A 22,354-nucleotide genomic window follows, 5' to 3' on the forward strand; every position below is an offset into this window, starting at 1 on the left:
ACTTTCCCCAATTGGGGGGTTCAGGCGGATCCCTCGTGTTCTAGGCTCGGTGCATGACACACGATATCCAGCGCACGCCAACGGCCATCGACCAGATCGCTGAAGAGTGGGTGGACACCCTCGTCGACCTCGATCCCACGGTGGGCACCTACATCGGCCGCACCGAGGGGGACGGTCGCTACGGCGATTACTCCCCGGCCGGCCACGAACGATTCATCGCCGAGGCCAGGAAGACCATTGCTCAGCTGGATGCCGCCCACCCGGTCGACAGCGTCGATGAAGTCACCCAGACCGACCTGCGCAGCGAGTTGGCACTCACAGTGGAAAGCTCCGACGCCGAGTTGCAGCTGCGCGACCTCAACGTCATTGCCTCACCGGCGCAGGAGATTCGCGAGATCTTCGACCTTATGCCAACCAAGACCGTCGACGACTGGGCCAACATTTCGTCGAGACTCGGCAACCTGCCCGCAGCCATCGACGGGTATATCGACACTCTTCGCCTCGGCATCGAACGCGGCGTTACGCCGGCTCGCCGGCAGGTGCTGGAGGTGCTCGCCCAGGCGAAGCGCCACGCTGCCAGCGACGGGTTCTTCGCCGAGTTCACCGCGAACGCAGCTGTGGACGACGGCACACTGCCAGCGTCCCTGGTCACAGACCTCGGTGTGGGCGCACGCCGCTCGGCGACCGCCTACGACAAACTGGCCACCTTCTTCACCACAGAGCTCGAGGGCAAAGCCACCGAAAACGACGCTATCGGTCGTGATCTCTACACCCTCGCCTCTCGTCGTTTCCTGGGCGCGACCGTGGACCTCGACGAAACCTACGAATGGGGCATCGAAGAACTCGCTCGCATGGTGGAAGAGCAAGAAAAGATCGCCGACCAGATCAAACCAGGCGCGGGTGTACTGGAAGCCATCGCCTACCTCGACACTGACCCGAAACGTAAACTGCACGGCACGCAGGCCTTGCAGGAATGGATGCAGAAAACCAGCGACAAAGCCGTCGCCGACCTCGCCGAAACCCAGTTCGACATTCCCGACGAGATCAGGACCATCGAGTGCATGATCGCGCCCACCCAGGAGGGCGGCATCTACTACACCGGCCCCACCGACGACTTCTCCCGCCCGGGCCGCATGTGGTGGTCAGTACCCGCCGGCGTGACCGAATTCGACACCTGGCGTGAATTGACCACCGTCTATCACGAGGGCGTGCCCGGCCACCACCTGCAGATCGGCCAGGCCGTCTATAACCGGGCCAAGCTCAACACGTGGCGCCGCCAGCTGGCCGGCACGTCCGGGCATGCCGAGGGCTGGGCGCTCTACGCCGAACGACTGATGGAACAGCTCGGCTACCTCGATGACCCGGCAGACCGTTTCGGCATGCTGGACGGCCAGCGCATGCGCGCCGCTCGCGTCGTTCTTGACATCGGCGTGCACCTCGGCAAGACCCTGCCAGACGGTTCGGGCCCGTGGACGGCGGACTATGCCTTCCAATTTCTCGGCCAGAACGTCAACATGAATGCGAGTTTCGTCAAATTCGAGGTGAACCGCTACCTCGGCTGGCCGGGCCAGGCGCCGTCGTACAAGGTCGGCCAGCGCATCTGGGAGCAGCTGCGCGACGAGTGCGCCGCCCGCGAGGGAGCGAACTTCAGGGTCAAGGAATTTCATCGACGCGCCCTCGACCTCGGCGGCGTCGGCCTCGACACCCTGCGGTCGGCGCTGACCTAACCGCCAGGGGGACGCAGTCCTCAGCGGGCATATAAGGCTCGGTAAACTGAGTAGGTGCGTCCCCCCGAGTCGTCCCCGTTTGACACCGGCACTGTATCTACGCCGAAACAAGCAGCGGGCGTATCCGCTCCATACCAGCTTCGGCCGACGTCCCGTCGTGCCGTGATTGATCGTTCCGGCATCCGCTTGTTGTTTCTGGCTCCAGCCGGAGCGTCGCTCCTGCTTGGGCTATACGCGGCGACGGCCCTGCTCGGCTTCGACGTTCCGCCGCTCGCCGACCGCATCGCCGTGTCCCACGGTGCGCTCATGGTTTTCGGCTTTGTCGGTACCCTGATCGTGCTTGAACGGGCCGTCGCGATCAAGAAATGGTGGGCCTTCACCGCCCCGGCCCTGCTCGGCCTCGGCAGCCTGCTCGTGCTGGCGCCGCTGCCGTCCTGGCTCGGACGCACCGCGATCGCGGTCGGTGCAATCGGCCTGCTGCTGATCTACCGCAGCATCTGGCGCCGGCAGGCGATGACGGCCATCGCGATTCAGTTCCTCGGCGGTGTCAACCTCCTCGTCGCCGCGATTCTCTGGCTCGCCAACGTTCCGGTTGCCCACCTGATACCGGCGTTCAGTGCCTTCCTCGTTCTCACCATCGCCGGCGAACGCCTCGAACTCGCGCGGTTGTCCCTGCGCGGCTCTCATCCCGGGCGCGCCCTGCTGTGGGCGTCGCTGTCGTTGACCGGATGCGTCTCGCTCGCCCTGTGCGTGCCCGCGTTCGGATATCCATTGTTTGGCCTCGCTCTCCTGTGGGTGGTGTTCTGGCTGTTCCTGCACGATGTCGCGCGCCGCACCCTGGGGTCGGCCGGCCTACCTCGGTACATGGCAGCCTGCTTGCTCAGCGGGTACGCCTGGCTGGTCGTCGCCGGTGGTATCTGGCTCGTCGGCGGCGTCGCGACGAGCGGCCCAACCTACGACGCGGTCATTCACGCGGTGCTGCTGGGGTTCACGCTCTCGATGATCATGGCTCACGCGCCCGTCATCCTGCCGGCCGTGCTGCGCCGCCCGCTACCGTACCGGCCGTTCATGTACCTGCCAGTGGCTCTGCTGCACGCGTCTCTCGTGCTGCGGGTGCTGTTCGGTGATGCGCGCGGCTTACCCCACCTGCTCCAGCTCGGCGGATCACTCAACATCACCGCCCTGCTGCTGTTCATCATCATCGCTATCGCCTCCGCGGTGCTCGGCCCGGTGCGCCAGAGCAAGCCCGCACGACCTGGTCAGAGGGACCGTTCATGAGTCCCGTCACGGCCCGCGTGCATGCCCGCCGCACCTGGTATCTGCAGACGAACGCCGTCGTCGCCGCTTGGCTCGCCGTGCTCGGCGTCGTTGTTCTTACCCATCAGGGCATTCCGGTTGCCGACTGGCTCATGGTGCACCTTCTACTGCTCGGCGCAGTCAGCACCGCGATCATCATCTGGAGCCAGCATTTCGCCGACACTCTGGTGCGACGGCCGGCACTGGGCGGGCGCCGGTCGCTCATCATTCGCCTCGTCGGGCACACGCTCGGGGCCGTTCTCGTGATGATCGGCATGATCGTGAACCTGTTCGTCGTGGTGCTCGTGGGCGGCGTGCTGGTCGGCGCGGTTGCGGTGCTGCACGCGGTCCTTCTGGGCGGCGAACTCCGCCGGGCGAAACCGACCCGCTTCGGCTCGCTCGTACGCTATTACGTCGTCGCCACCGTGAGCCTTTTCGGTGGGGTAGGCCTCGGCATCTGGATGGCGAACCCGGCGACCGGCGCCGACTTGCACGCCCGCCTCTATCTGGCGCACATCGCCCTCAACGTGCTCGGCTGGGTCGGCCTGACCGCGGTCGGAACCCTGCTGTTGCTTTGGCCCACGGTGCTGCGCACCCGGCTCGGCGATGGAACGGATGCCGCCGCCCGCACCGCCCTTCCGTTACTCACCGCCGGCGTAGCGGTCGTCGCCGGCGCCAGCCTGGCCGGAGTGTCGCTCGGTGTCGGGGCCGGCGCCCTGCTGTACCTTCTCGGCCTGGTTCCCGTCGTGCGAGAGGCGGCGCGGCAGGCGCGGCACACGCCGCCGACGACTTTCGCTGGCTGGAGCCTCGCCTCTTCGATGGCCTGGCTCGCGTTCAGTGTTGCGGCGCTCGGCGTCCTGGTAGCGACTTCCGACACAGCGACCGACGCCGTCGCGCGCCTCGGCTGGCTGTTGATTCCGTTACTGGCCGGTTTTAGTGCGCAACTGCTGCTCGGCGCCCTCAGTTACCTGGTTCCGATGGTTTCCGGCGGCGGACCGCAGGCCGGAAAGGCTGCCGCCGTCGAACTCAACCGGGCGCCGCTGTTTCGTCTGCTCGTCGTCAATGGCGGCATCGTGCTGTACCTGCTGCCGGTGCCGAGCCTGGTCAAGGTCGTGCTGTCCCTGTTGGTGTTCGGTGTGATGCTGAGCTTTCTGGTGCTTTTGGTGCGCGCGGTCGTGGCGGGGGGGCGCATCCGCTCTCGTGCCGGGTCCGCTCCCTTAACCGGGCTAGGAGTGGCGCCGGTGGGTGCGACGATCCCGCGCCGCACGCGTAGTGGGATGGCCGCAGCCGCGGTCGGCGCGCTCGTGCTGGCCGTCACGGCGGGGGTCGCACTCGACCCGGTTACGGCCGGGGTCGGTGCGGCATCGGTCACCGCTCAGGGCGCAGTGACCGCCGTCTCGGGCGACGTCACCGAAGCGAAGGTGACCATGCTGGACATGCGGTTTGCGCCGTCGAGCCTGACCGTGCCTGCCGGCAACCGGCTTGAACTCACCGTCACCAACGGTGACACCGCCGTGCACGACCTCACCCTCGCGAATGGGTTCACCTCGGGCCGTGTCGCCCCTGGGGAGGCCGTCATCGTCGACGTCGGAATCATGTCCGACAGCAGTGAAGGCTGGTGTTCCATCGCCGGCCACCGCCAGATGGGTATGGTGCTGCAGATCGTCGTCACCGGCTCCGCCGCGACGGATGCTGCGGCCGACCACGTCGGTTCCGGTGCCACGGGTTCCGCAGCATCCGCCGCCGACGACCTCGGAGCCCGGACTGAGCCCTCGCCTGGATTCGAGGCGCGCGACGCCGCCCTGCTGCCGGCGTCCGCCGAAACCCACCACGATTACACCTTCCGGGTCGGCGACACCGAAGTCGAGGTCGCCCCAGGGGTGACCCAGACCCTGTGGCCGTTCAACGGCACAGCTCCCGGCCCGACCCTGCGCGGAAAAGTCGGGGACACCTTCACGATCACCCTGATCAACGAGGCCACGACCGGCCATTCCCTGGACTTCCACGCCGGCGCGCTGGCCCCCGACGGTCCCATGCGCACGATCGAGCCGGGCGAAACCCTCGAGTATTCTTTCACCGCCACGCGGTCGGGTGTCTGGCTGTACCACTGCTCCACGATGCCGATGTCGCTGCACATCGCCAACGGCATGTTCGGGGCGGTCGTCATTGATCCCGCAGGGCTCGACCCGGTCGACCGGGAATACCTGCTGGTCCAGTCCGAGTTCTACCTCGGGCCGCAGGGCGGCATTGCTGATTCCGACAAGATCGCCGCCGCCACCCCCGACCTCGTCGTTTTCAACGGCTACGCCAACCAATACCGGGAGCAGCCGCTGCGGGCGAAGGTGGGGGAGCGCATCCGCTTTTGGGTGCTCGACGCCGGGCCCAACCTGGCGAGTTCCTTCCACATCGTGGGTGGTCAGTTCGACACGGTCTACGCGGAGGGCGACTACCTGCTGCGTGACGGCGGCAGCACCGGTACCGGCGGCAGTCAGACCCTCGGTCTCGCGCCGGCGCAAGGCGGGTTTGTCGAGCTGAGCTTCCCCGAAGCTGGCACCTATCCCTTCGTGACGCACGCCATGACAGACGCGCAACGCGGCGCCGCCGGGCAGATCGTGGTCGTCCCATAGCCGCTTTCCGGCGGCAGGGCAGCCTCGCCGGACGTCGAGTTGCTCCTCGTCTCTCCGGGTAGCTAGAATAGGGTGTCACAATCGTGACGCCTAGCCGCTGCCGTGCGCGAAGTGTTCCCCGGTTTTTCTGCACCGTCGAGCATTTACAACACCTGAACTGTTTTTCGCGTGTGGCCCGATTATGTCCATCCTGGAGCAACTACTACATGACAATCGCAACGACCGAACGGGCACCCAAGCAGGTCGCCATCAACGACATTGGATCTGCTGAAGACTTTCTTGCCGCGGTCGAAAAGACTCTGAAATTCTTCAACGACGGAGACCTCATCGAGGGCACCGTCGTGAAGATCGACCGCGACGAGGTTCTCCTCGACGTTGGGTACAAGACCGAGGGTGTCATTCCCTCCCGCGAACTTTCCATCAAGCACGACGTTGACCCCTCCGAGGTTGTCAAGGTCGGCGACCTGGTCGAGGCCCTCGTTCTTCAGAAAGAAGACAAAGAAGGCCGCCTCATCCTCTCCAAGAAGCGCGCTCAGTACGAGCGTGCATGGGGCGACGTTGAGAAGATCAAGGAGTCCGACGGTGTTGTCACCGGTTCGGTCATCGAGGTCGTCAAGGGTGGACTCATCGTCGACATCGGCCTGCGTGGCTTCCTGCCCGCATCGCTCATCGAGCTTCGCCGCGTTCGCGACCTGACCCCGTACCTGGGCCAGGAGATCGAAGCCAAGATCCTCGAACTCGACAAGAACCGCAACAACGTTGTGCTGTCGCGCCGCGCCCTGCTCGAGCAGACGCAGAGCGAAAGCCGCACCACGTTCCTCAACAACCTCCAGAAGGGACAGGTCCGCAAGGGCGTCGTCTCCTCGATCGTCAACTTCGGAGCGTTCGTCGACCTCGGCGGCGTCGATGGTCTGGTTCACGTTTCCGAGCTCAGCTGGAAGCACATTGAGCACGCCAGCGAGGTCGTTGAAGTTGGCCAGGAAGTCACCGTCGAGATCCTCGAAGTTGACCTCGAGCGCGAGCGCGTCTCGTTGTCGCTCAAGGCAACGCAGGAAGACCCGTGGCAGGTCTTCGCCCGCACCCACGCCATCGGCCAGGTTGCACCGGGTAAGGTCACCAAGCTCGTTCCGTTCGGCGCGTTCGTTCGCGTTGCCGAGGGCATCGAGGGCCTCGTGCACATCAGCGAGCTCTCCGGCAAGCACGTCGAGCTCGCCGAGCAGGTTGTCTCGGTCGGCGACGAGGTCTTCGTCAAGGTCATCGACATCGACCTCGAGCGTCGCCGCATCTCGTTGAGCCTCAAGCAGGCCAACGATGGCGTCGACCCCGACGGCACCGAGTTCGACCCGGCGCTCTACGGAATGCTCACCGAGTACGACGACAAGGGCCAGTACAAGTACCCCGAAGGCTTCGACTCCGAGACCAACGAGTGGCGCGAAGGCTTTGACGAGCAGCGCGAAAAGTGGGAGCAGGACTACGCTGCTGCCCAGGCTCGCTGGGAAGCCCACAAGAAGCAGGTTTCGACCGCGAACGACGAGATCGCTGCCCCCAGCGACGTCGCACCGGCCGGATCGGCCTTCTCGAGCGAGTCGGCTGGCGCCGGCACGCTCGCCGACGACGAAGCACTCGCGGCTCTCCGCGAGAAGCTCTCCGGCGGCAACTAGCACCAAGCTTCATCCTCAACAGCGGGCTGCATCCTTCGGGATGCGGCCCGCTTTGTCGTACAGCCGATGGGTCGGACACCGGTGGTTGACGCAACGACCGCGGTTGAGCCGGATTCCGGACTCTACTGAACATCCCTCGCGGTCGCGGTGGTGGTTGTGCGCGGGCTGACCGTGGGACTCTGGACACTTCGTGCTATACCTGATAGTGAGGATATTTTCTCCTCTTTAGCGCGTCCCGATATCTTCGGGATTGCCGCACCTCCAACTTCCCCAAGAAAACCTGTTTTCTGGATGAATTAGCCCGTGCACACCAGTTCCACGAATCACAGCCCCATCGGAGCATTTCATGAAAAGTTTTCGTCCCTCAGACAACGGCGGCACGGGCGGCGACGCTGCCTTCGACGCAGCGCCGTCCAGCCTCGACGAGGCAATCGTCAGCACCAACACCGCGGCGAGCCACTCGACGGCGCTCGTCGTCGAGAACGACCCCAAATCGGCCGAGCTCTTGCGGCTGCTCCTGGAGACAGACGGATTTCGGGTAATCACGGTTGCGGGCGGCGAGGAAGCTCTCGATATCGCTCGTCGTGTTCCGCTCTGCCTGATCACTCTCGAGGTGCACCTTCCCGGAATGGACGGTTGGAAATTCCTGCTGAAGCTGCAAGATTCGCTGGGGCTGGCATCCGCACCGGTCATTGTTATCAGTGGACGGACGGACATGGGCATGGCGCTGAGCCGGGGGGCTGCTGCCGTCTTGGAGAAACCGCTCCAGCAGGCCGAGCTGCAGACTTCCCTCACCCTGCTGGGTCTCCGCAGCAATGAGGCGCTCCTGGCCGAGATTCAACGACCCCTCGGATAAGTCGATGCCCGCCGTCCTGTTTCGGTGCCTGCGGGTCGCATCCGCTCCTCACGCGCGGCAGTACAGCGGATAGCATGGCGGAATGTATTTGATTGGACTGACCGGCGGAATCGCCTCGGGCAAGAGCACCGTGGCCAAGCGCCTTGCCTTCTGGGGCGCCGTCGGGATCGACGCCGACCAGCTGGCTCGTGAAGTGGTCGAACCCGGCACCCCCGGCCTCGCCGCGATTGCCGCCGAGTTCGGCGACACGATCCTGCTGCCGGATGGCACGTTAAATCGACCAGCGCTGGGCGCCATCATTTTTTCCGACGCGAGCCGGAGGGAGCGGCTGAACGCCATCACGCATCCGGCTGTACGACGACTCACCCGCGACCGGGTCGCCGCCGCGGGTGCCGCCGACCCGCACGTCATCGTTGTGTACGACGTTCCGCTCCTGGCCGAGGCCGTCGCTGGCGGTCTGGTCAGCTTTGATCTGATCGTTGTCGTGCACGCAGATGCTGTGACCCGAATCGAGCGCATGGTGGAGTTACGTGGACTGACGCGTGAAGAAGCTACCCACCGCATTGCCGCGCAGGCCAGTGATGCGGACCGCCTCGCCCTGGCCGACGTCGTCATCGATAACGACGGCACGCTCGAGGCGACTCTGGCTCAGGTCGACGACCTGTGGACTCGCGTACGGGCGGACGAAGCTCGCATGGTCGAAGAGACCGACGGCACCCGCACGCCGTAGTCGACCCTCGGAGGCTGACTGTCAGACCCCCTTTGTAGAATGACAGCATGGAACCTACGCGCTCTGTGAACCCGTTTGAAGTGGTCAGTGAGTACACCCCGAGCGGCGATCAGCCGTCCGCCATCGCCGACCTCACCGCCCGCATCAATGCCGGCGAAACCGACATCGTTCTGCTGGGAGCCACCGGCACCGGCAAGTCGGCCACGACCGCCTGGCTGATCGAGCAGGTGCAACGCCCAACGCTCGTCCTGGCCCACAACAAGACTCTCGCGGCCCAGCTGGTCAACGAATTTCGCGACCTCATGCCGAACAACGCGGTGGAATACTTCGTCTCCTACTACGACTATTACCAGCCAGAGGCCTACGTTCCGCAAACGGATACGTTCATCGAGAAAGACTCCTCGATCAATGAAGAGGTGGAACGGCTGCGGCACTCCACCACCAATTCGCTGCTGAGCCGCCGCGACGTCATCGTGGTGTCCACCGTGTCGTGCATCTACGGGCTCGGCACGCCGCAAGGCTATCTCGACGCCATGATCGCGCTGCAGGTAGGCCAGAAAGTCAGCCGCGACTGGTTGGTGCGCAAATTCGTCGCCATGCAATACAAGCGCAACGATGTCGATTTTTCGAGAGGCAATTTTCGAGTGCGCGGCGACACGATCGAGATCATCCCAATGTACGAAGAGCTCGCTATTCGCATCGAGTTGTTCGGCGATGAGATTGAGGGGCTCTACAGCCTGCATCCGCTCACCGGCGACATCGTCAAGAAACTCGACGCCGTCTCGGTCTTTCCCGGGTCGCACTATGTCGCAAGCGACGACGTCATGCGCCGTGCCATCGGCACCATCGAGATCGAACTTGCCGACCGGCTGGAGGTTCTGGAGCGCGAGGGCAAGCTGCTTGAAGCCCAGCGGTTGCGTATGCGCACCACCTTCGACCTCGAGATGATGGAGCAGATCGGCTTCTGCTCCGGCATCGAAAACTATTCCCGTCACATCGATGCGCGTGAGCCGGGGGAGGCTCCGCACTGCCTGCTCGACTATTTTCCCGACGACTTTCTCATGGTCATCGATGAGTCGCACGTGACCGTGCCGCAGATCGGCGCCATGTACGAGGGGGACTCCTCGCGTAAGCGCACCCTGGTCGACCACGGCTTTCGGCTGCCGAGCGCGCTCGACAACCGACCGCTCAAGTTCAACGAATTCAAGAACCGGGTCGGTCAGACCGTGTATCTGTCGGCCACGCCGGGTAAGTACGAGATGGGCATAGCGGATGGCATCGTCGAACAGATCATCCGCCCGACCGGCTTGATCGACCCACAGATCATCGTCAAGCCGAGCGCCGGGCAGATCGACGACCTGCTCGAAGAGATCAAGAAGCGCACCGAGCGCAATGAACGCGTGCTCGTCACGACGCTCACCAAGAAAATGGCTGAGAACCTCACCGACTTCCTCACCGAAGCCGGGGTACGCGTGCGCTACCTGCATTCCGACGTCGACACGTTGCGCCGGGTGGAACTGCTCACCGAGCTGCGCGCGGGCATCTACGACGTGCTGGTCGGTATTAACCTGCTGCGCGAGGGCCTCGACCTGCCCGAGGTGTCCCTCGTTGCCATCCTCGACGCCGACAAAGAAGGGTTTCTGCGCTCCGCCACGTCGCTCATCCAAACCATCGGGCGAGCCGCCCGAAACGTGTCCGGCGAGGTACACATGTATGCCGACCGGCTGACGGCATCCATGGAGAAAGCGATCGACGAGACCGACCGTCGCCGCGAGAAGCAGGTGGCCTACAACACGCTGCACGGAATAGACCCGACGCCGCTGCGCAAACGCATTGGTGATATCACCGAGGCCCTGGCCCGTGAGGAGGCCGACACCGCCGAACTACTGGCCGGCCGCGATGCCCGGCGCAAGAGTTCCACTCCTAACCGACGGGTCGGCCTGGCCGCGAACGGCGCCAACGACCTCGAATCGATCATCGCCGACCTTAACTCGCAGATGCTCGAGGCTGCCGGGGAGCTGAAGTTCGAGCTTGCCGCGCGCCTGCGCGATGAGCTCTCCGAGCTTAAGCGCGAGCTGCGGCAGATGGAGAAGGCCGGCCACCTGCAGTAGCGCGGCTCCACGCGTCGAATCGCACCGTCACGGCACGTGTTAGGGACCGCGGCACCCGTTCTTAGGACTGCCGCGGTCCTCAACGAGTGCCGCCAGCTGACTATATGCATACGCTCTAACAACAACCGGGTAACCGTGTGTTCGCTCTCGGCGGCAGCCGTTGTACAGCAGTGTCGGTGGCGTTGCATAGACTCGATAGGTGTCAATTACGAAGGTAGAAACCGGTCCGAAACTCAGTGTGCGCGGAGCCCGCGTGCACAATCTGCACAACGTCGATCTGGAGATTCCGCGCGATTCGCTCGTGGTCTTCACCGGTCTCTCGGGTTCGGGCAAGTCGTCGCTCGCCTTCGACACCATTTTCGCCGAGGGTCAGCGCCGCTACGTCGAGTCGCTTTCGGCGTATGCCCGGCAGTTCCTCGGGCAGGTTGACCGGCCCGACGTGGACTTCATCGAGGGCCTGAGCCCGGCAGTGTCGATCGATCAGAAGTCGACCAACCGCAACCCGCGGTCCACGGTGGGTACGATCACCGAAATCTACGACTACATGCGCCTGCTCTGGGCCCGAATCGGTGTGCCACACTGCGCCGTCTGTGGTGAGATCATCCAGTCCCAGACCGTGCAGCAGATCGCCGACCAGCTCATGGAGCTGAAGGCGGGCATCCGCTACCAGGTGGTCAGTCCGGTCGTCTCGCAGAAAAAGGGCGAGTTCGTCGACCTGTTCCAGGAACTCGCCGGTGGTGGTTATTCCCGCGCGATCGTCGACGGCACGCAGATTCAGCTCAGTGAACCGCCCACGCTCAAGAAGCAGCAGAAGCACGATATCGCGGTTATCGTCGACCGCCTCGTCGCAGGCCCTGAACTGCTCAGCCGTCTCACCGACTCGCTCGAGACGGCCCTGAAGCTCACCGACGGCGTCGTGCAGATCAATTTTCTCGATGAAGCGGGCGACAAGGCCTGGCAGAGCTATTCCGAAAAGCTGTCCTGTCCGAACAATCACCCGGTGCAGTTGACCGAAATCGAGCCGCGCACATTCTCGTTCAACGCCCCGTTCGGCGCCTGCCCCGAGTGCTCCGGCCTCGGCACGCGCATGTCCGTCGACGAAGACCTGCTGCTCGGCGATCCCGACCTGAGCATCGCGGAGGGCGTCGTGCTGCCCTGGACTACCCAGGGCAAGGGCCTGTTCCAGTACTACGAGAAACTGCTCGACGGCCTCGCCCGCGACCTCGACTTTTCCCTCGACACACCCTGGGGCGAATTGTCCAGCGAGGTACAGAACGCCGTCATGCGCGGCGACAACTTCGAGGTTCGGGTCAAGTGGAAGAACCGTTATGGCCGCGAAATGAGCTATACATCCGGTTTTGAAGGCGTAGTGCCGTACATCGAACGCCAGTACCTGCAGGCCGAGAGCGACACCCAGCGTCAGCGCTGGTCCGAGTACCTGCGCGAGGTCGACTGCCACGTCTGCAAGGGCACAAGGCTCAAGCCCGAGGTTCTTGCCGTGCTCGTACACGAGGCGAGCATTGCGGATGTCTGCGCGCTCAGTCTGAGCGACGCGCGAGAGTTCATGGACAAGCTCACGCTCACCGACCGCGAGGCTGCCATTGCCGCCCAGGTCTTGCGCGAGATTCGGGCACGTCTCGACTTTCTCATTCGGGTCGGGCTGAACTACCTCAACCTTGCTCGTGCTGCGGCGACCCTGTCCGGCGGCGAGGCGCAGCGCATCCGCTTGGCGACCCAGATCGGCTCCGGCCTCACCGGGGTGCTCTACGTACTCGACGAGCCGAGCATCGGCCTGCACCAGCGCGACAACCGCCGCCTGATCGAGACCCTCGTCACCCTGCGTGACCTCGGCAACACGCTCATCGTGGTCGAGCACGACGAAGACACCATCAAAACAGCCGACTGGGTCGTTGACATCGGGCCGGGCGCCGGAGTAAACGGCGGCCACGTCGTGCACTCCGGGTCGTACGAGGGACTGCTGGCCAACACCAAATCACTCACCGGAGACTACCTGTCTGGTCGCAAGTCCATCGCCACGCCGAAGTCTCGCCGCCCGATTGATCCGGAACGACTCATCGGCGTCACCGGTGCCGAGGCGAACAACCTGCAGAAGATCTCGGTGACTTTCCCCCTCGGCACGTTCACCGCAGTCACCGGGGTGAGCGGTTCCGGTAAGTCCTCGCTCGTCAACGACATCCTCTACCGGGTACTCGCCAACCGGCTCAACGGTGCCCGCAAGCTGCCGGGCAAGCACACCAGGGTCACCGGCCTGGAGCAGCTCGACAAGGTAATCCACGTCGACCAGGCACCGATCGGTCGCACGCCCCGTTCCAACCCGGCCACGTACACCGGCGTGTTCGACAAGATCCGCACCCTATTCTCGGAAACCATCGAATCCAAGACGCGCGGCTACCTACCCGGCCGGTTCAGCTTCAACGTCAAGGGCGGGCGCTGTGAAGCCTGCTCGGGCGACGGCACGATCAAGATCGAAATGAACTTTCTGCCCGACGTGTACGTAGCCTGCGAGGTGTGTGGGGGAGACCGGTACAACCGCGACACCCTCACCGTGCACTACAAGGGCAAAAACATCGCCGAGGTGCTCGACATGCCGATCAGCGAGGCGGCCGATTTCTTCGAACCGATCTCGTCGATCCACCGCTTTCTCAAGACACTGGTCGAGGTCGGCCTCGGTTACGTGCGGCTTGGCCAAAGCGCCACCACACTCTCCGGCGGCGAAGCCCAGCGGGTGAAGCTCGCTACTGAGCTGCAGCGACGCTCCAACGGTCGCAGCGTCTACGTCCTGGACGAACCCACGACGGGCCTGCACTTCGAAGACGTACGCAAACTGCTGCTGGTGCTCAACAGCCTGGTCGACAAGGGCAACACCGTAATCGTCATCGAGCACAACCTCGACGTCATCAAGTCCGCCGACTGGGTGATCGACCTCGGTCCTGAGGGCGGATCCGGTGGCGGCAAAGTGCTCGCGACCGGCACGCCCGAACACCTGGCCACGGTCAAGAAGAGCTTCACGGGTTCCTTCCTGAAGGAGGTCCTGGCGGCCGGCTAGGCGGCCGAACGGCATGTCTGACGCGCTGAGCTATCGTCCGAAAACGGGCGAGATTCCGACGTCCCCCGGCGTGTACCGGTTTCGCGACGCGACCGGACGCATCCTCTATGTCGGCAAGGCTAAAAACCTGCGCGCCCGGCTGAGCAATTACTTCGCTCCGCTGCACAGCCTGCACGAACGCACCCGGCGCATGGTGACCACCGCGACCGGGGTCGAGTGGACGGTCGTCGGCACCGAGGTCGAAGCGTTGCAGCTTGAGTGGATGTGGATCAACGAGTTCGATCCGCCGTTCAACGTGCAGTTCAAGGACGATAAGTCCTATCCGTATCTCGCCGTCACCCTGGGCGACGAGGCGCCGCGTGCTCTGGTCACTCGCACCGAGGGCATCAAGGGTGCTCGCTATTTTGGTCCGTACCCCAAGGTGTGGGCGGTACACGAAACCATTGAACTCATGCTCAAGGCTTTCCCCATCCGCACCTGCAACAACGCCAATTACAAGCGGGCGATGCAGAGCGGTAAGCCATGTTTCGCCGGCCAGATAGGGCGCTGCTTCGGCCCCTGCTCCGGCTTGGTTTCGATGGAGGATCACCGAAAAATCGTCAACGAATTCGTGAGCTTCATGGGCAGTCACGACAAGAAACTCATCAACGAGCTCACCCAGGAGATGAAAGACGCAGCGTCCGCGCAACAGTACGAAATCGCCGGCAAACGGCGCGATCAGGTGCGGGCACTCAACGCCGTCCTTGAAAAGAGCGCCGTCGTGCTGCGCGACAACGTCGACATCGACCTGTTCGCCATCGAGCAAGACGAGTTGGCGGCGGCCGTGCAGTTGTTCATCGTGCGCGGCGGACGTATCCGCGGCGTGCGCGGGTGGATGGTCGACAAGGAGCTCGACGTCACCATGAGTGAACTCATCGACTCCATGATGCAGACGGCCTACAACCATGACGCGTTGCCGCCGCGCGAAATCGTGCTCCCCGAGCTGCCAGAAGACGCGGAGGCCCTCGAGGCGTGGCTAGCTGACCTGGCCGGTCGCAAGGTGCGACTCGTTGCCGCCCAGCGCGGTGAAAAGGCGGCTCTGCTCGTAACAGCGAGCAACAACGCCAAGCAGGCGCTGATGCTATACAAAACCCGTCGCAGTTCAGACTTCGTCGCACGTTCCAAGGCCCTGGAAGATATTCAGGACGCCCTCGAGATGCCGGATGCTCCGTTGCGCATGGAGTGCTACGACGTGTCGCACCTGAGCGGCACCAATATTGTCGCGTCTATGGTCGTCTTCGAAGACGGGTTGCCCCGCAAAGACGAATACCGACGGTTCAACATTCCGGAATCTACCGACGACACCGACTCGATATATCAGATTCTCACACGACGCCTCGCCTACCTGAAACCAGATCCCGTTACTGCGGATGCATCAAACCCCGCGCCCGGCGCCCCCGAAATAAGCGACATCGGCCAGGTCGAGCAGAAGCGCGCCAAATTCAAGTACCTGCCAAACCTGCTCATCGTCGACGGCGGCCAGCCGCAGGTGGCCGCCGCCAAACGTGCCCTGGCCGAATCGGGCGTGACCGGAATCCAACTGTGCGGGATCGCCAAGCGGCTCGAAGAAATCTGGCTGCCCGACTCCGACTACCCGGTGATTCTGCCCCGCAACAGTGACGCGCTGTTTTTAATCCAGCGCATCCGCGACGAAGCCCACCGGTTCGCCATCACTCACCAGCGCATTCGCCGCAAGAAGGATATCTCCTCGATTTTGGGTGAGATCGCGGGGCTAGGGCCGGCCCGGGTAAAAGTTTTGTTGCAACATTTCGGTTCGGTAGCGCGCCTCAAGGTGGCTTCGGTGGCGGAAATAGCGGATGTCCGCGGCATCGGCCCGGTCCTGGCCGAGTCCATCTACGCCCATCTGCGCGCCTGAACGAAACCCGAAACCGGCCAGCGCTCGGTAGGCTTGCTAGTCCATCAACTTCTCATTAAGGCGATTTCCAAGAATGACTACGGACCCCGACAAGCAGGAAGTGCTGATCGTCACGGGAATGTCCGGGGCGGGACGCTCCACCGTAGCCAACGCGTTGGAAGACCTGGACTGGTACGTCGTCGACAATCTTCCGCCGCAAATGCTGCGGCCCCTGGTCGATCTGGTCGAACGGGCTGGCACGAATTTGCCCAAGATCGCTGCCGTCGTGGATATTCGCGGCCGCGACCTGTTCGGTGATTTTCTCGAAACCGTGCAGCAGCTCCGTCGCAACACCCAGGTGCAGGTTATTTTTCTCGAGGCGAGGGACGACGCGCTCGTGCGCAGGTTTGAATCCGTGCGCCGGCCGCATCCGCTTCAAGGCGACGGCACCCTTCTCGACGGTATTTCAGCGGAGCGCTCTCGGCTGATTGCCGTTCGGGAATCGAGTGACCTCGTTGTAGACACCTCTGACCTCAACGTGCACCAGCTCGCGACGACGATCACCGAGCGGTTCGCGGCCGAGGGTCGCGCGGGGGTGCAGCTAACCATCATGAGCTTCGGCTTCAAATACGGCCTACCGACGGACGTCGATCTGGTCGCGGATGCCCGCTTTCTGCCGAACCCGTTCTGGATCCCCGAGTTGCGCGCGCACACCGGCGTCGAGCCGGAGGTGAGAGACTTTGTACTTGCTCAAACTGGTGCCCTCGATTTCATCGACCACTACGCCGCCGCCATGGCGCCGGTGTTGGCTGGCTACCAGCGCGAAAACAAACGACACGCCACCATCGGCATCGGCTGTACCGGAGGCAAGCACCGCTCTGTTGCTATGGCCAGGGAACTGGCCTCTCGGCTTGAAAAACTTCCCGGTGTCGCGGTCAATATCAAGGACCGCGACCTCGGACGCGAATAAGCGAGCCCGGGCGCAGCATCCAGCTCCCCAGGCTTTCACCACTCAGATGTAACGCAACTGATCAACAGAATGGAAAAGCGATTGGCACTCACCGCCGACGTTAAAGATGAACTTTCGCGCGTGGAGGTCTCCAAGACCACCGTGCGCGCGGCCGAACTGGCCACAATTCTCCGGTTCTCCGGCGGATTACACATGATCAGCAGCCGCATCGCGATCGAGTCCGAACTCGACACTGCCATCCTGGCTCGAAGGGTGCGCAAAGATCTCGCTGAACTTTATGGGGTACGCAGCGCACTGCAGGTCATCGCTGCCACCGGGATCCGTCAGTCCAGCCATTACCTCGTCCAGGTCATCGAGGGAGGCGAGACACTGGCGCGACAAACCGGCCTGCTGGATGCCCGCCGCCGCCCAATTCGCGGTCTGCCCAACCGTCTGACGACAGGCTCTAAAGAGGAAATCGCCGCCGTCTGGCGCGGCGCTTTCCTCGCCCACGGCACGCTGACCGATCCGGGCCGATCAGCGGCGCTCGAAGTCGTTTGTCCCGGCAATGAGGCAGCCATGGCTCTCGTCGGAGCGGCCGGACGCCTCGGCGTCGCCGCCAAGGCGCGCGAGGTCCGGGGGGTGCACCGCGTCGTAATCCGTGATGGCGACGCCATTGGGGCCATGCTCGTGCACATGGGTGCCACCAATACGGTGCTCAACTGGGAAACCTTGCGCCAACGCCGCGAAGTGCGCGCCACTGCGAATCGATTGGTTAACTTTGACGACGCCAACCTGCGTCGCTCCGCCGAAGCAGCGGTCGCAGCCTGCGCCCGGGTGCAGCGAGCGATGGACATCCTCGGTGACGATATCCCCGAGCACCTGCGCTACGCGGGAGACCTGCGTCTTAACTTTCGTGACTCCAGTCTTGACGAACTGGGGCACCACGCCGATCCGCCAATGACCAAGGACGCCGTCGCCGGCCGAATTCGACGCCTGCTCGCAATGGCAGACAAGAAGGCGGTCGAACTCGGCATCGAAGGAACCGACGTCGGCTATCCGATTCACCCCGACGACTTAGCGCCCGTGTGAATCGAACCATGATCGGGCGCGAGATCATGAATTCTGTGACTGCGAACGCGCGCGGTTAGACTGGATTGTCGCTTACAACGCCGTCACACCAAGTGTGGTGGCACAACTCACAAGGAGATAAGTAATGGCTGAATACACCCTCCCCACCCTTGATTACGATTACTCGGCACTCGAGCCCAGCATCAGCGGCACCATCATGGAACTCCACCATGGCAAGCACCACCAGGCGTACGTCACAGGCGCCAACACGGCACTGGCCCAGCTCGCGGAGGCCCGCGACAGCGGAAGCCTCGCCAACGTCAACAAGCTGGAAAAAGACCTCGCCTTCAACCTCGGCGGCCACGTCAATCACTCCATCTTCTGGACCAACCTGTCCCCGAACGGCGGCGACAAGCCGGTCGGCGAGCTCGCTGCGGCGATCGATGACAACTTCGGTTCCTTTGACAAGTTCCAGGCGCACTTCACCGCGGCCGCACTCGGCGTGCAGGGCTCCGGCTGGGCAGTCCTCGCCTGGGATTCCATCGGGCAGCGCCTGATCATCCAGCAGTTCTTCGACCAGCAGTCCAACTTCGCTGCCGGAACCATTCCGGTCCTCATGCTCGATGTCTGGGAGCACGCCTACTACCTCGACTACCGCAACGTGCGGGCCGACTACATCAAGGCCTTCTGGAACATCGCCAACTGGGCAAACGTGCAGGAGCGTTTCACCGTCGCGCGCGAGAAGACGAACGGCCTGCTGCTACTCTCGTAGCCGGTTGGTGCCCCGAGCGATTCGGGGCACCGCCGTTTTTCTCCCGCATTCTTTTCATCGCGCCTTGCGGCGCCCTTTCAGCAACAGGAGCTATTTGTGTCCGTAAAGATCGGCATCAACGGATTCGGCCGCATCGGTCGGAACTACTTCCGAGCAGCCCTCGCCAAGGGCAGCGACATCGAAATTGTCGCCGTCAACGACCTCAGCGACCCCGCGTCGCTCGCGCACCTTCTCAAATACGACTCCGTCGGCGGCCGCCTGAACGCTACCGTCGAGGTCGACGGGGACAACATCATTGTCAACGGCAAGCCCATCAAGGTGCTTGCCGAGCGCGACCCGGCCAACCTGCCCTGGGGGGCGCTGGGTGTAGAAATCGTCATCGAGTCCACCGGTCGCTTCACGAAGGCCGTCGACGCTCAGAAGCACATTCAAGCCGGCGCCAAGAAGGTCATCGTCTCGGCCCCAGCAACGGGTGCTGACGTCGCGACGCTCGTGCTCGGTGTGAACGAGGACACCTACGACTCCGCGATTCACGACATCATCTCGAACGCGTCCTGCACGACAAACTGCCTGGCGCCGCTCGTCAAGGTATTCCTTGACAACTTCGGCATCGAGCGTGGCCTCATGACGACCATCCATGCCTACACTGCTGACCAGAATCTGCAGGACGGCCCGCACAGCGATCTCCGTCGTGCTCGCGCCGCCGCGCTCAACATCATTCCCACGTCGACTGGCGCCGCCAAGGCGCTGGGCCTCGTCATCCCGGAGAGTGTCGGCAAGCTCGATGGTTACGCCCTGCGCGTCCCGGTTCCGACCGGATCGATCACCGACCTCACACTCACGGCATCACGCCCGGTAACGGTCGAAGAAGTCAACGCGGCCTACAAGGCCGCAGCAGACGGTCCCCTCAAGGGCATCCTCAGCTACACCGAGGACCCGATCGTCTCCAGCGACATCGTGGGAGACCCGCACTCCTCGATCTTCGACGCCGGGCTCACCAAGGTGATCGGTGATCAGGTCAAGGTCGCTTCCTGGTACGACAACGAGTGGGGTTACTCCAACCGCCTCGTGGACCTGACCGAGTTCGTCGCCGAGCGACTCTAACGGCCGCGCGGTGACGTTACGCACTATTGACTCGCTCGGACCGCTCGGCGGCAAGCGGGTTATTGTCCGATTCGACCTGAATGTGCCGTTGAAAAACGGTCAGATCACCGACGACGGACGAGTGCGGGCGTCACTGCCCACCCTCAACGCCCTCGTCGCTGAGGGCGCCCGCGTGGTGATCGTCTCTCACCTCGGGCGCCCCGACGGGGTCGCTGATACCCAATACAGCCTGAAGCCGGTCGCCGCTCGCTTGAGCGAACTGGTGAATCGCCCGGTGGCTTTTGCCACCGATACCGTCGGCGACTCCGCTACCCGAGCGGTCGCGGCCCTGCAGGACGGCGACATCGTCGTTTTGGAGAACCTGCGCTTCAACCCCGGTGAAACCAGCAAAGCGGATGCCGAGCGGCTCGCGTTCGCCGAGCAGCTCGCCCTGCTCGGCGACGCGCTCGTCTCCGACGGCTTTGGAGTCGTGCACCGCAAACAGGCCAGCGTGTTCGATCTCGCCGCACTGCTTCCGAGCGCTGCCGGCCTGCTGATCGCGGCCGAGCTCGACGTGCTCGATCGGCTCACCGAAAAGCCCGAGGCGCCCTACACGGTCATCCTCGGTGGCTCCAAGGTCAGCGACAAGCTCGGCGTGATCGGGCATCTGCTTCCCCGAGTGAATTCCCTGCTCATCGGCGGCGGTATGCTTTTCACCTTCCTGGCCGCCCAGGGGCACAAAGTCGGCGCCAGCCTGCTGGAGATCGACCAGATCGACACGGTCGGTGGCTACCTGGCTGAAGCGGAACGTCTCGGCGTCAAGATCGTGCTGCCGACCGACGTCGTCGTGGCGTCGAAGTTCGGTGCAGATGCCGAACACGTGATCACCCCGGCCGACGGCATCGAGAACACCCCGTTCGGTGCGACCGGACTCGGCCTGGACATCGGGCCGGACACAGCGCAAGCGTTCGCTGAGATTATTCGAGCGTCGAAGACGGTGTTCTGGAACGGCCCGATGGGTGTCTTTGAACTTGCTCCCTTTGCGGAGGGCACCCGCACGGTGGCCGCTGCCCTTACCGAGGTCACCGGCCTCAGCGTGGTCGGTGGCGGAGACTCCGCCGCGGCCGTGCGCATTCTCGGTTTCAACGACGACCAATTCGGTCATATTTCTACCGGCGGCGGCGCGAGCCTCGAATTTCTCGAAGGCAAGCGTCTCCCAGGACTGGAGGTCCTCGGATGGCAGTGAACATCAACCCTCGGCGCACACCGCTGATTGCGGGCAACTGGAAAATGAACCTGGACCACCTGCAGGCAATCGCTTTCGTGCAGAAGCTCGCCTGGAATCTCAAGGATTCCCGCCACGATGTCGCCGCAGTCGAGGTAGCCGTGTTCCCCCCGTTCACGGATTTGCGCAGCGTGCAGACCCTCATCTCGGCGGACAAGCTTCCGCTCGCCTTCGGCGCGCAAGACGTGTCGGCACACGATTCGGGGGCGTACACCGGTGAGATTTCGGGTGCCTTCCTGGCCCAGCTCGAGTGCCAGTACGTCATCATCGGTCACTCCGAACGCCGCACCCTGCACAACGAGTCCGATGAGCAGGTCGCCTCCAAGGTGACCGCCGCCCTCAAGCACAACCTCGTGCCGGTGATTTGCGTCGGAGAGAGCACCGAGGACCTCGCCGTTCATGGGCCCAGTGCGGTTCCGGTCGCCCAGCTGCGTGCCGCTCTTGCGGGCGTCACGAACGCCGTGGACATCGTCGTGGCCTATGAGCCGGTCTGGGCTATTGGGTCCGGCCAGGCTGCCACACCAGAGCAAGCCGAGCAGGTAGCTGCCGCGCTGCGTGGGGTTCTCTCCGATACCCTCGGACAAGACGTCGCCGACAAGACCCGCATCCTCTATGGCGGATCGGTCAAGAGCAGCAACATCGCCGCGTTCATGCGGGAGCCCAATGTCGACGGAGCGCTCGTCGGTGGTGCGAGCTTGGATATTCCGGAGTTTTCCAGCATTATTCGGTATCAGAAGCACGTCGGCCTCTAAACCGGCGCCCCCGACAGTAAGGAGCGAGGTGGTTGCCCGTGCGGCAACAACCTCGCTCCTGCCTGCAGAGTATAATTACGATGGTCTTGGCGCCCGAGTTGCGCCCACCGTGTTTTGAAAGGTTTCGTGTGGAGATTCTCCAGGTCGTCATGCAGGTGCTCGTTGGAATTACAAGCCTCCTGCTCACCATGCTCATTCTGTTGCATAAGGGACGGGGCGGTGGATTGTCGGACATGTTCGGCGGCGGCGTAACTTCCAACCTGGGAGCGTCGGGCGTTGCCGAGCGCAACCTCAATCGCATCACGGTCATTCTGGGTCTGCTCTGGATTTCCTGCATCGTAGTTCTCGGATTGATCACCAAGTTCGACACAGGGGCTTAACTTTTCGCCCCGTGCGGGGTTAGCCTGAACTTTCCGGGCGTAGATCTCGACGGCACAGCACAACAGCAGTAACACCAATAACAGCTCGAACCT

Annotated in this window: 16 protein-coding genes; all 16 read left to right on the top strand. The window is 63.5% G+C overall.

All coding sequences use genetic code 11. From position 1 onward, the window contains the following. Positions 1–53: 53 nt before the first annotated feature. On the top strand, positions 54–1,727 hold the full coding sequence (locus E3T39_RS03045) for a DUF885 domain-containing protein (protein ID WP_134513237.1): 1,674 nt from the start codon (positions 54–56) through the stop codon (positions 1,725–1,727). A gap of 162 nt (positions 1,728–1,889) precedes the next feature. After that, the gene (locus E3T39_RS03050; protein WP_134513238.1) at positions 1,890–3,005 is read left to right on the top strand and encodes a hypothetical protein; all 1,116 of its coding nucleotides are present in this window, start codon (positions 1,890–1,892) and stop codon (positions 3,003–3,005) included. After that, the gene (locus E3T39_RS03055) at positions 3,002–5,650 is read left to right on the top strand and encodes a multicopper oxidase domain-containing protein (RefSeq protein WP_134513239.1); all 2,649 of its coding nucleotides are present in this window, start codon (positions 3,002–3,004) and stop codon (positions 5,648–5,650) included. The genes E3T39_RS03050 and E3T39_RS03055 overlap by 4 nt, the downstream gene beginning before the upstream one ends. A 206-nt stretch (positions 5,651–5,856) precedes the next feature. Further along, a complete protein-coding gene (gene rpsA / locus E3T39_RS03060; RefSeq protein ID WP_092448535.1) occupies positions 5,857–7,311 on the top strand; it encodes a 30S ribosomal protein S1 in 1,455 nt (484 codons plus the stop codon). A gap of 346 nt (positions 7,312–7,657) precedes the next feature. Next, the gene (locus tag E3T39_RS03065; protein WP_134513240.1) at positions 7,658–8,167 is read left to right on the top strand and encodes a response regulator; all 510 of its coding nucleotides are present in this window, start codon (positions 7,658–7,660) and stop codon (positions 8,165–8,167) included. Positions 8,168–8,249: 82 nt separating this feature from the next. Beyond that, positions 8,250–8,897 carry a dephospho-CoA kinase gene (gene coaE / locus E3T39_RS03070; protein ID WP_134513241.1) on the top strand — a complete coding sequence of 216 codons (648 nt, stop codon included), beginning with the start codon at positions 8,250–8,252 and terminating at the stop codon, positions 8,895–8,897. Positions 8,898–8,944: 47 nt separating this feature from the next. After that, positions 8,945–11,008: an excinuclease ABC subunit UvrB gene (gene uvrB / locus E3T39_RS03075; RefSeq protein ID WP_134513242.1), complete on the top strand. Its 2,064-nt coding sequence runs from the start codon at positions 8,945–8,947 to the stop codon at positions 11,006–11,008. A gap of 199 nt (positions 11,009–11,207) precedes the next feature. Continuing rightward, positions 11,208–14,075: an excinuclease ABC subunit UvrA gene (gene uvrA / locus E3T39_RS03080; RefSeq protein ID WP_134513243.1), complete on the top strand. Its 2,868-nt coding sequence runs from the start codon at positions 11,208–11,210 to the stop codon at positions 14,073–14,075. Positions 14,076–14,088: 13 nt separating this feature from the next. Next, a complete protein-coding gene (uvrC, locus tag E3T39_RS03085) occupies positions 14,089–15,990 on the top strand; it encodes an excinuclease ABC subunit UvrC (protein ID WP_134513244.1) in 1,902 nt (633 codons plus the stop codon). Positions 15,991–16,063: 73 nt separating this feature from the next. Beyond that, positions 16,064–16,939, top strand: a complete 876-nt coding sequence (gene rapZ, locus E3T39_RS03090; protein ID WP_134513245.1) for an RNase adapter RapZ — start codon at positions 16,064–16,066, stop codon at positions 16,937–16,939. An 81-nt stretch (positions 16,940–17,020) separates the two neighbouring features. Further along, complete coding sequence (gene whiA, locus E3T39_RS03095) at positions 17,021–18,010, top strand: DNA-binding protein WhiA (RefSeq protein WP_134513246.1); 990 nt, start codon at positions 17,021–17,023, stop codon at positions 18,008–18,010. Positions 18,011–18,134: 124 nt separating this feature from the next. Further along, positions 18,135–18,761 (top strand): superoxide dismutase, encoded by a 627-nt coding sequence (locus E3T39_RS03100; RefSeq protein ID WP_134513247.1) that lies wholly within the window; start codon positions 18,135–18,137, stop codon positions 18,759–18,761. A gap of 96 nt (positions 18,762–18,857) precedes the next feature. Continuing rightward, positions 18,858–19,865 (top strand): type I glyceraldehyde-3-phosphate dehydrogenase, encoded by a 1,008-nt coding sequence (gene gap / locus E3T39_RS03105; RefSeq protein WP_134513248.1) that lies wholly within the window; start codon positions 18,858–18,860, stop codon positions 19,863–19,865. 10 nt (positions 19,866–19,875) lie between these two features. Further along, a complete protein-coding gene (locus E3T39_RS03110) occupies positions 19,876–21,090 on the top strand; it encodes a phosphoglycerate kinase (protein ID WP_134513249.1) in 1,215 nt (404 codons plus the stop codon). Further along, entirely contained in the window at positions 21,081–21,881 is an 801-nt protein-coding gene (gene tpiA, locus E3T39_RS03115; RefSeq protein WP_174845082.1) for a triose-phosphate isomerase, read from the top strand. Before E3T39_RS03110 ends, tpiA begins: the two co-directional genes overlap by 10 nt. A gap of 128 nt (positions 21,882–22,009) precedes the next feature. After that, positions 22,010–22,261, top strand: a complete 252-nt coding sequence (gene secG / locus E3T39_RS03120; RefSeq protein ID WP_092340102.1) for a preprotein translocase subunit SecG — start codon at positions 22,010–22,012, stop codon at positions 22,259–22,261. The last annotated feature ends 93 nt before the right edge of the window (positions 22,262–22,354 follow it).

This window comes from Cryobacterium suzukii, assembly GCF_004403185.1.
GTDB classification, from domain to species: Bacteria; Actinomycetota; Actinomycetes; order Actinomycetales; family Microbacteriaceae; genus Cryobacterium; species Cryobacterium suzukii.

Coding starts and splice junctions, on each gene's coding strand:
- E3T39_RS03045 (WP_134513237.1), top strand. CDS start 54: ATGACACACGATATCCAGCGCACGCCAACGGCCATCGACCAGATCGCT.
- tpiA (WP_174845082.1), top strand. CDS start 21,081: ATGGCAGTGAACATCAACCCTCGGCGCACACCGCTGATTGCGGGCAAC.
- coaE (WP_134513241.1), top strand. CDS start 8,250: ATGTATTTGATTGGACTGACCGGCGGAATCGCCTCGGGCAAGAGCACC.
- E3T39_RS03100 (WP_134513247.1), top strand. CDS start 18,135: ATGGCTGAATACACCCTCCCCACCCTTGATTACGATTACTCGGCACTC.
- rpsA (WP_092448535.1), top strand. CDS start 5,857: ATGACAATCGCAACGACCGAACGGGCACCCAAGCAGGTCGCCATCAAC.
- uvrB (WP_134513242.1), top strand. CDS start 8,945: ATGGAACCTACGCGCTCTGTGAACCCGTTTGAAGTGGTCAGTGAGTAC.
- E3T39_RS03055 (WP_134513239.1), top strand. CDS start 3,002: ATGAGTCCCGTCACGGCCCGCGTGCATGCCCGCCGCACCTGGTATCTG.
- E3T39_RS03065 (WP_134513240.1), top strand. CDS start 7,658: ATGAAAAGTTTTCGTCCCTCAGACAACGGCGGCACGGGCGGCGACGCT.
- uvrC (WP_134513244.1), top strand. CDS start 14,089: ATGTCTGACGCGCTGAGCTATCGTCCGAAAACGGGCGAGATTCCGACG.
- rapZ (WP_134513245.1), top strand. CDS start 16,064: ATGACTACGGACCCCGACAAGCAGGAAGTGCTGATCGTCACGGGAATG.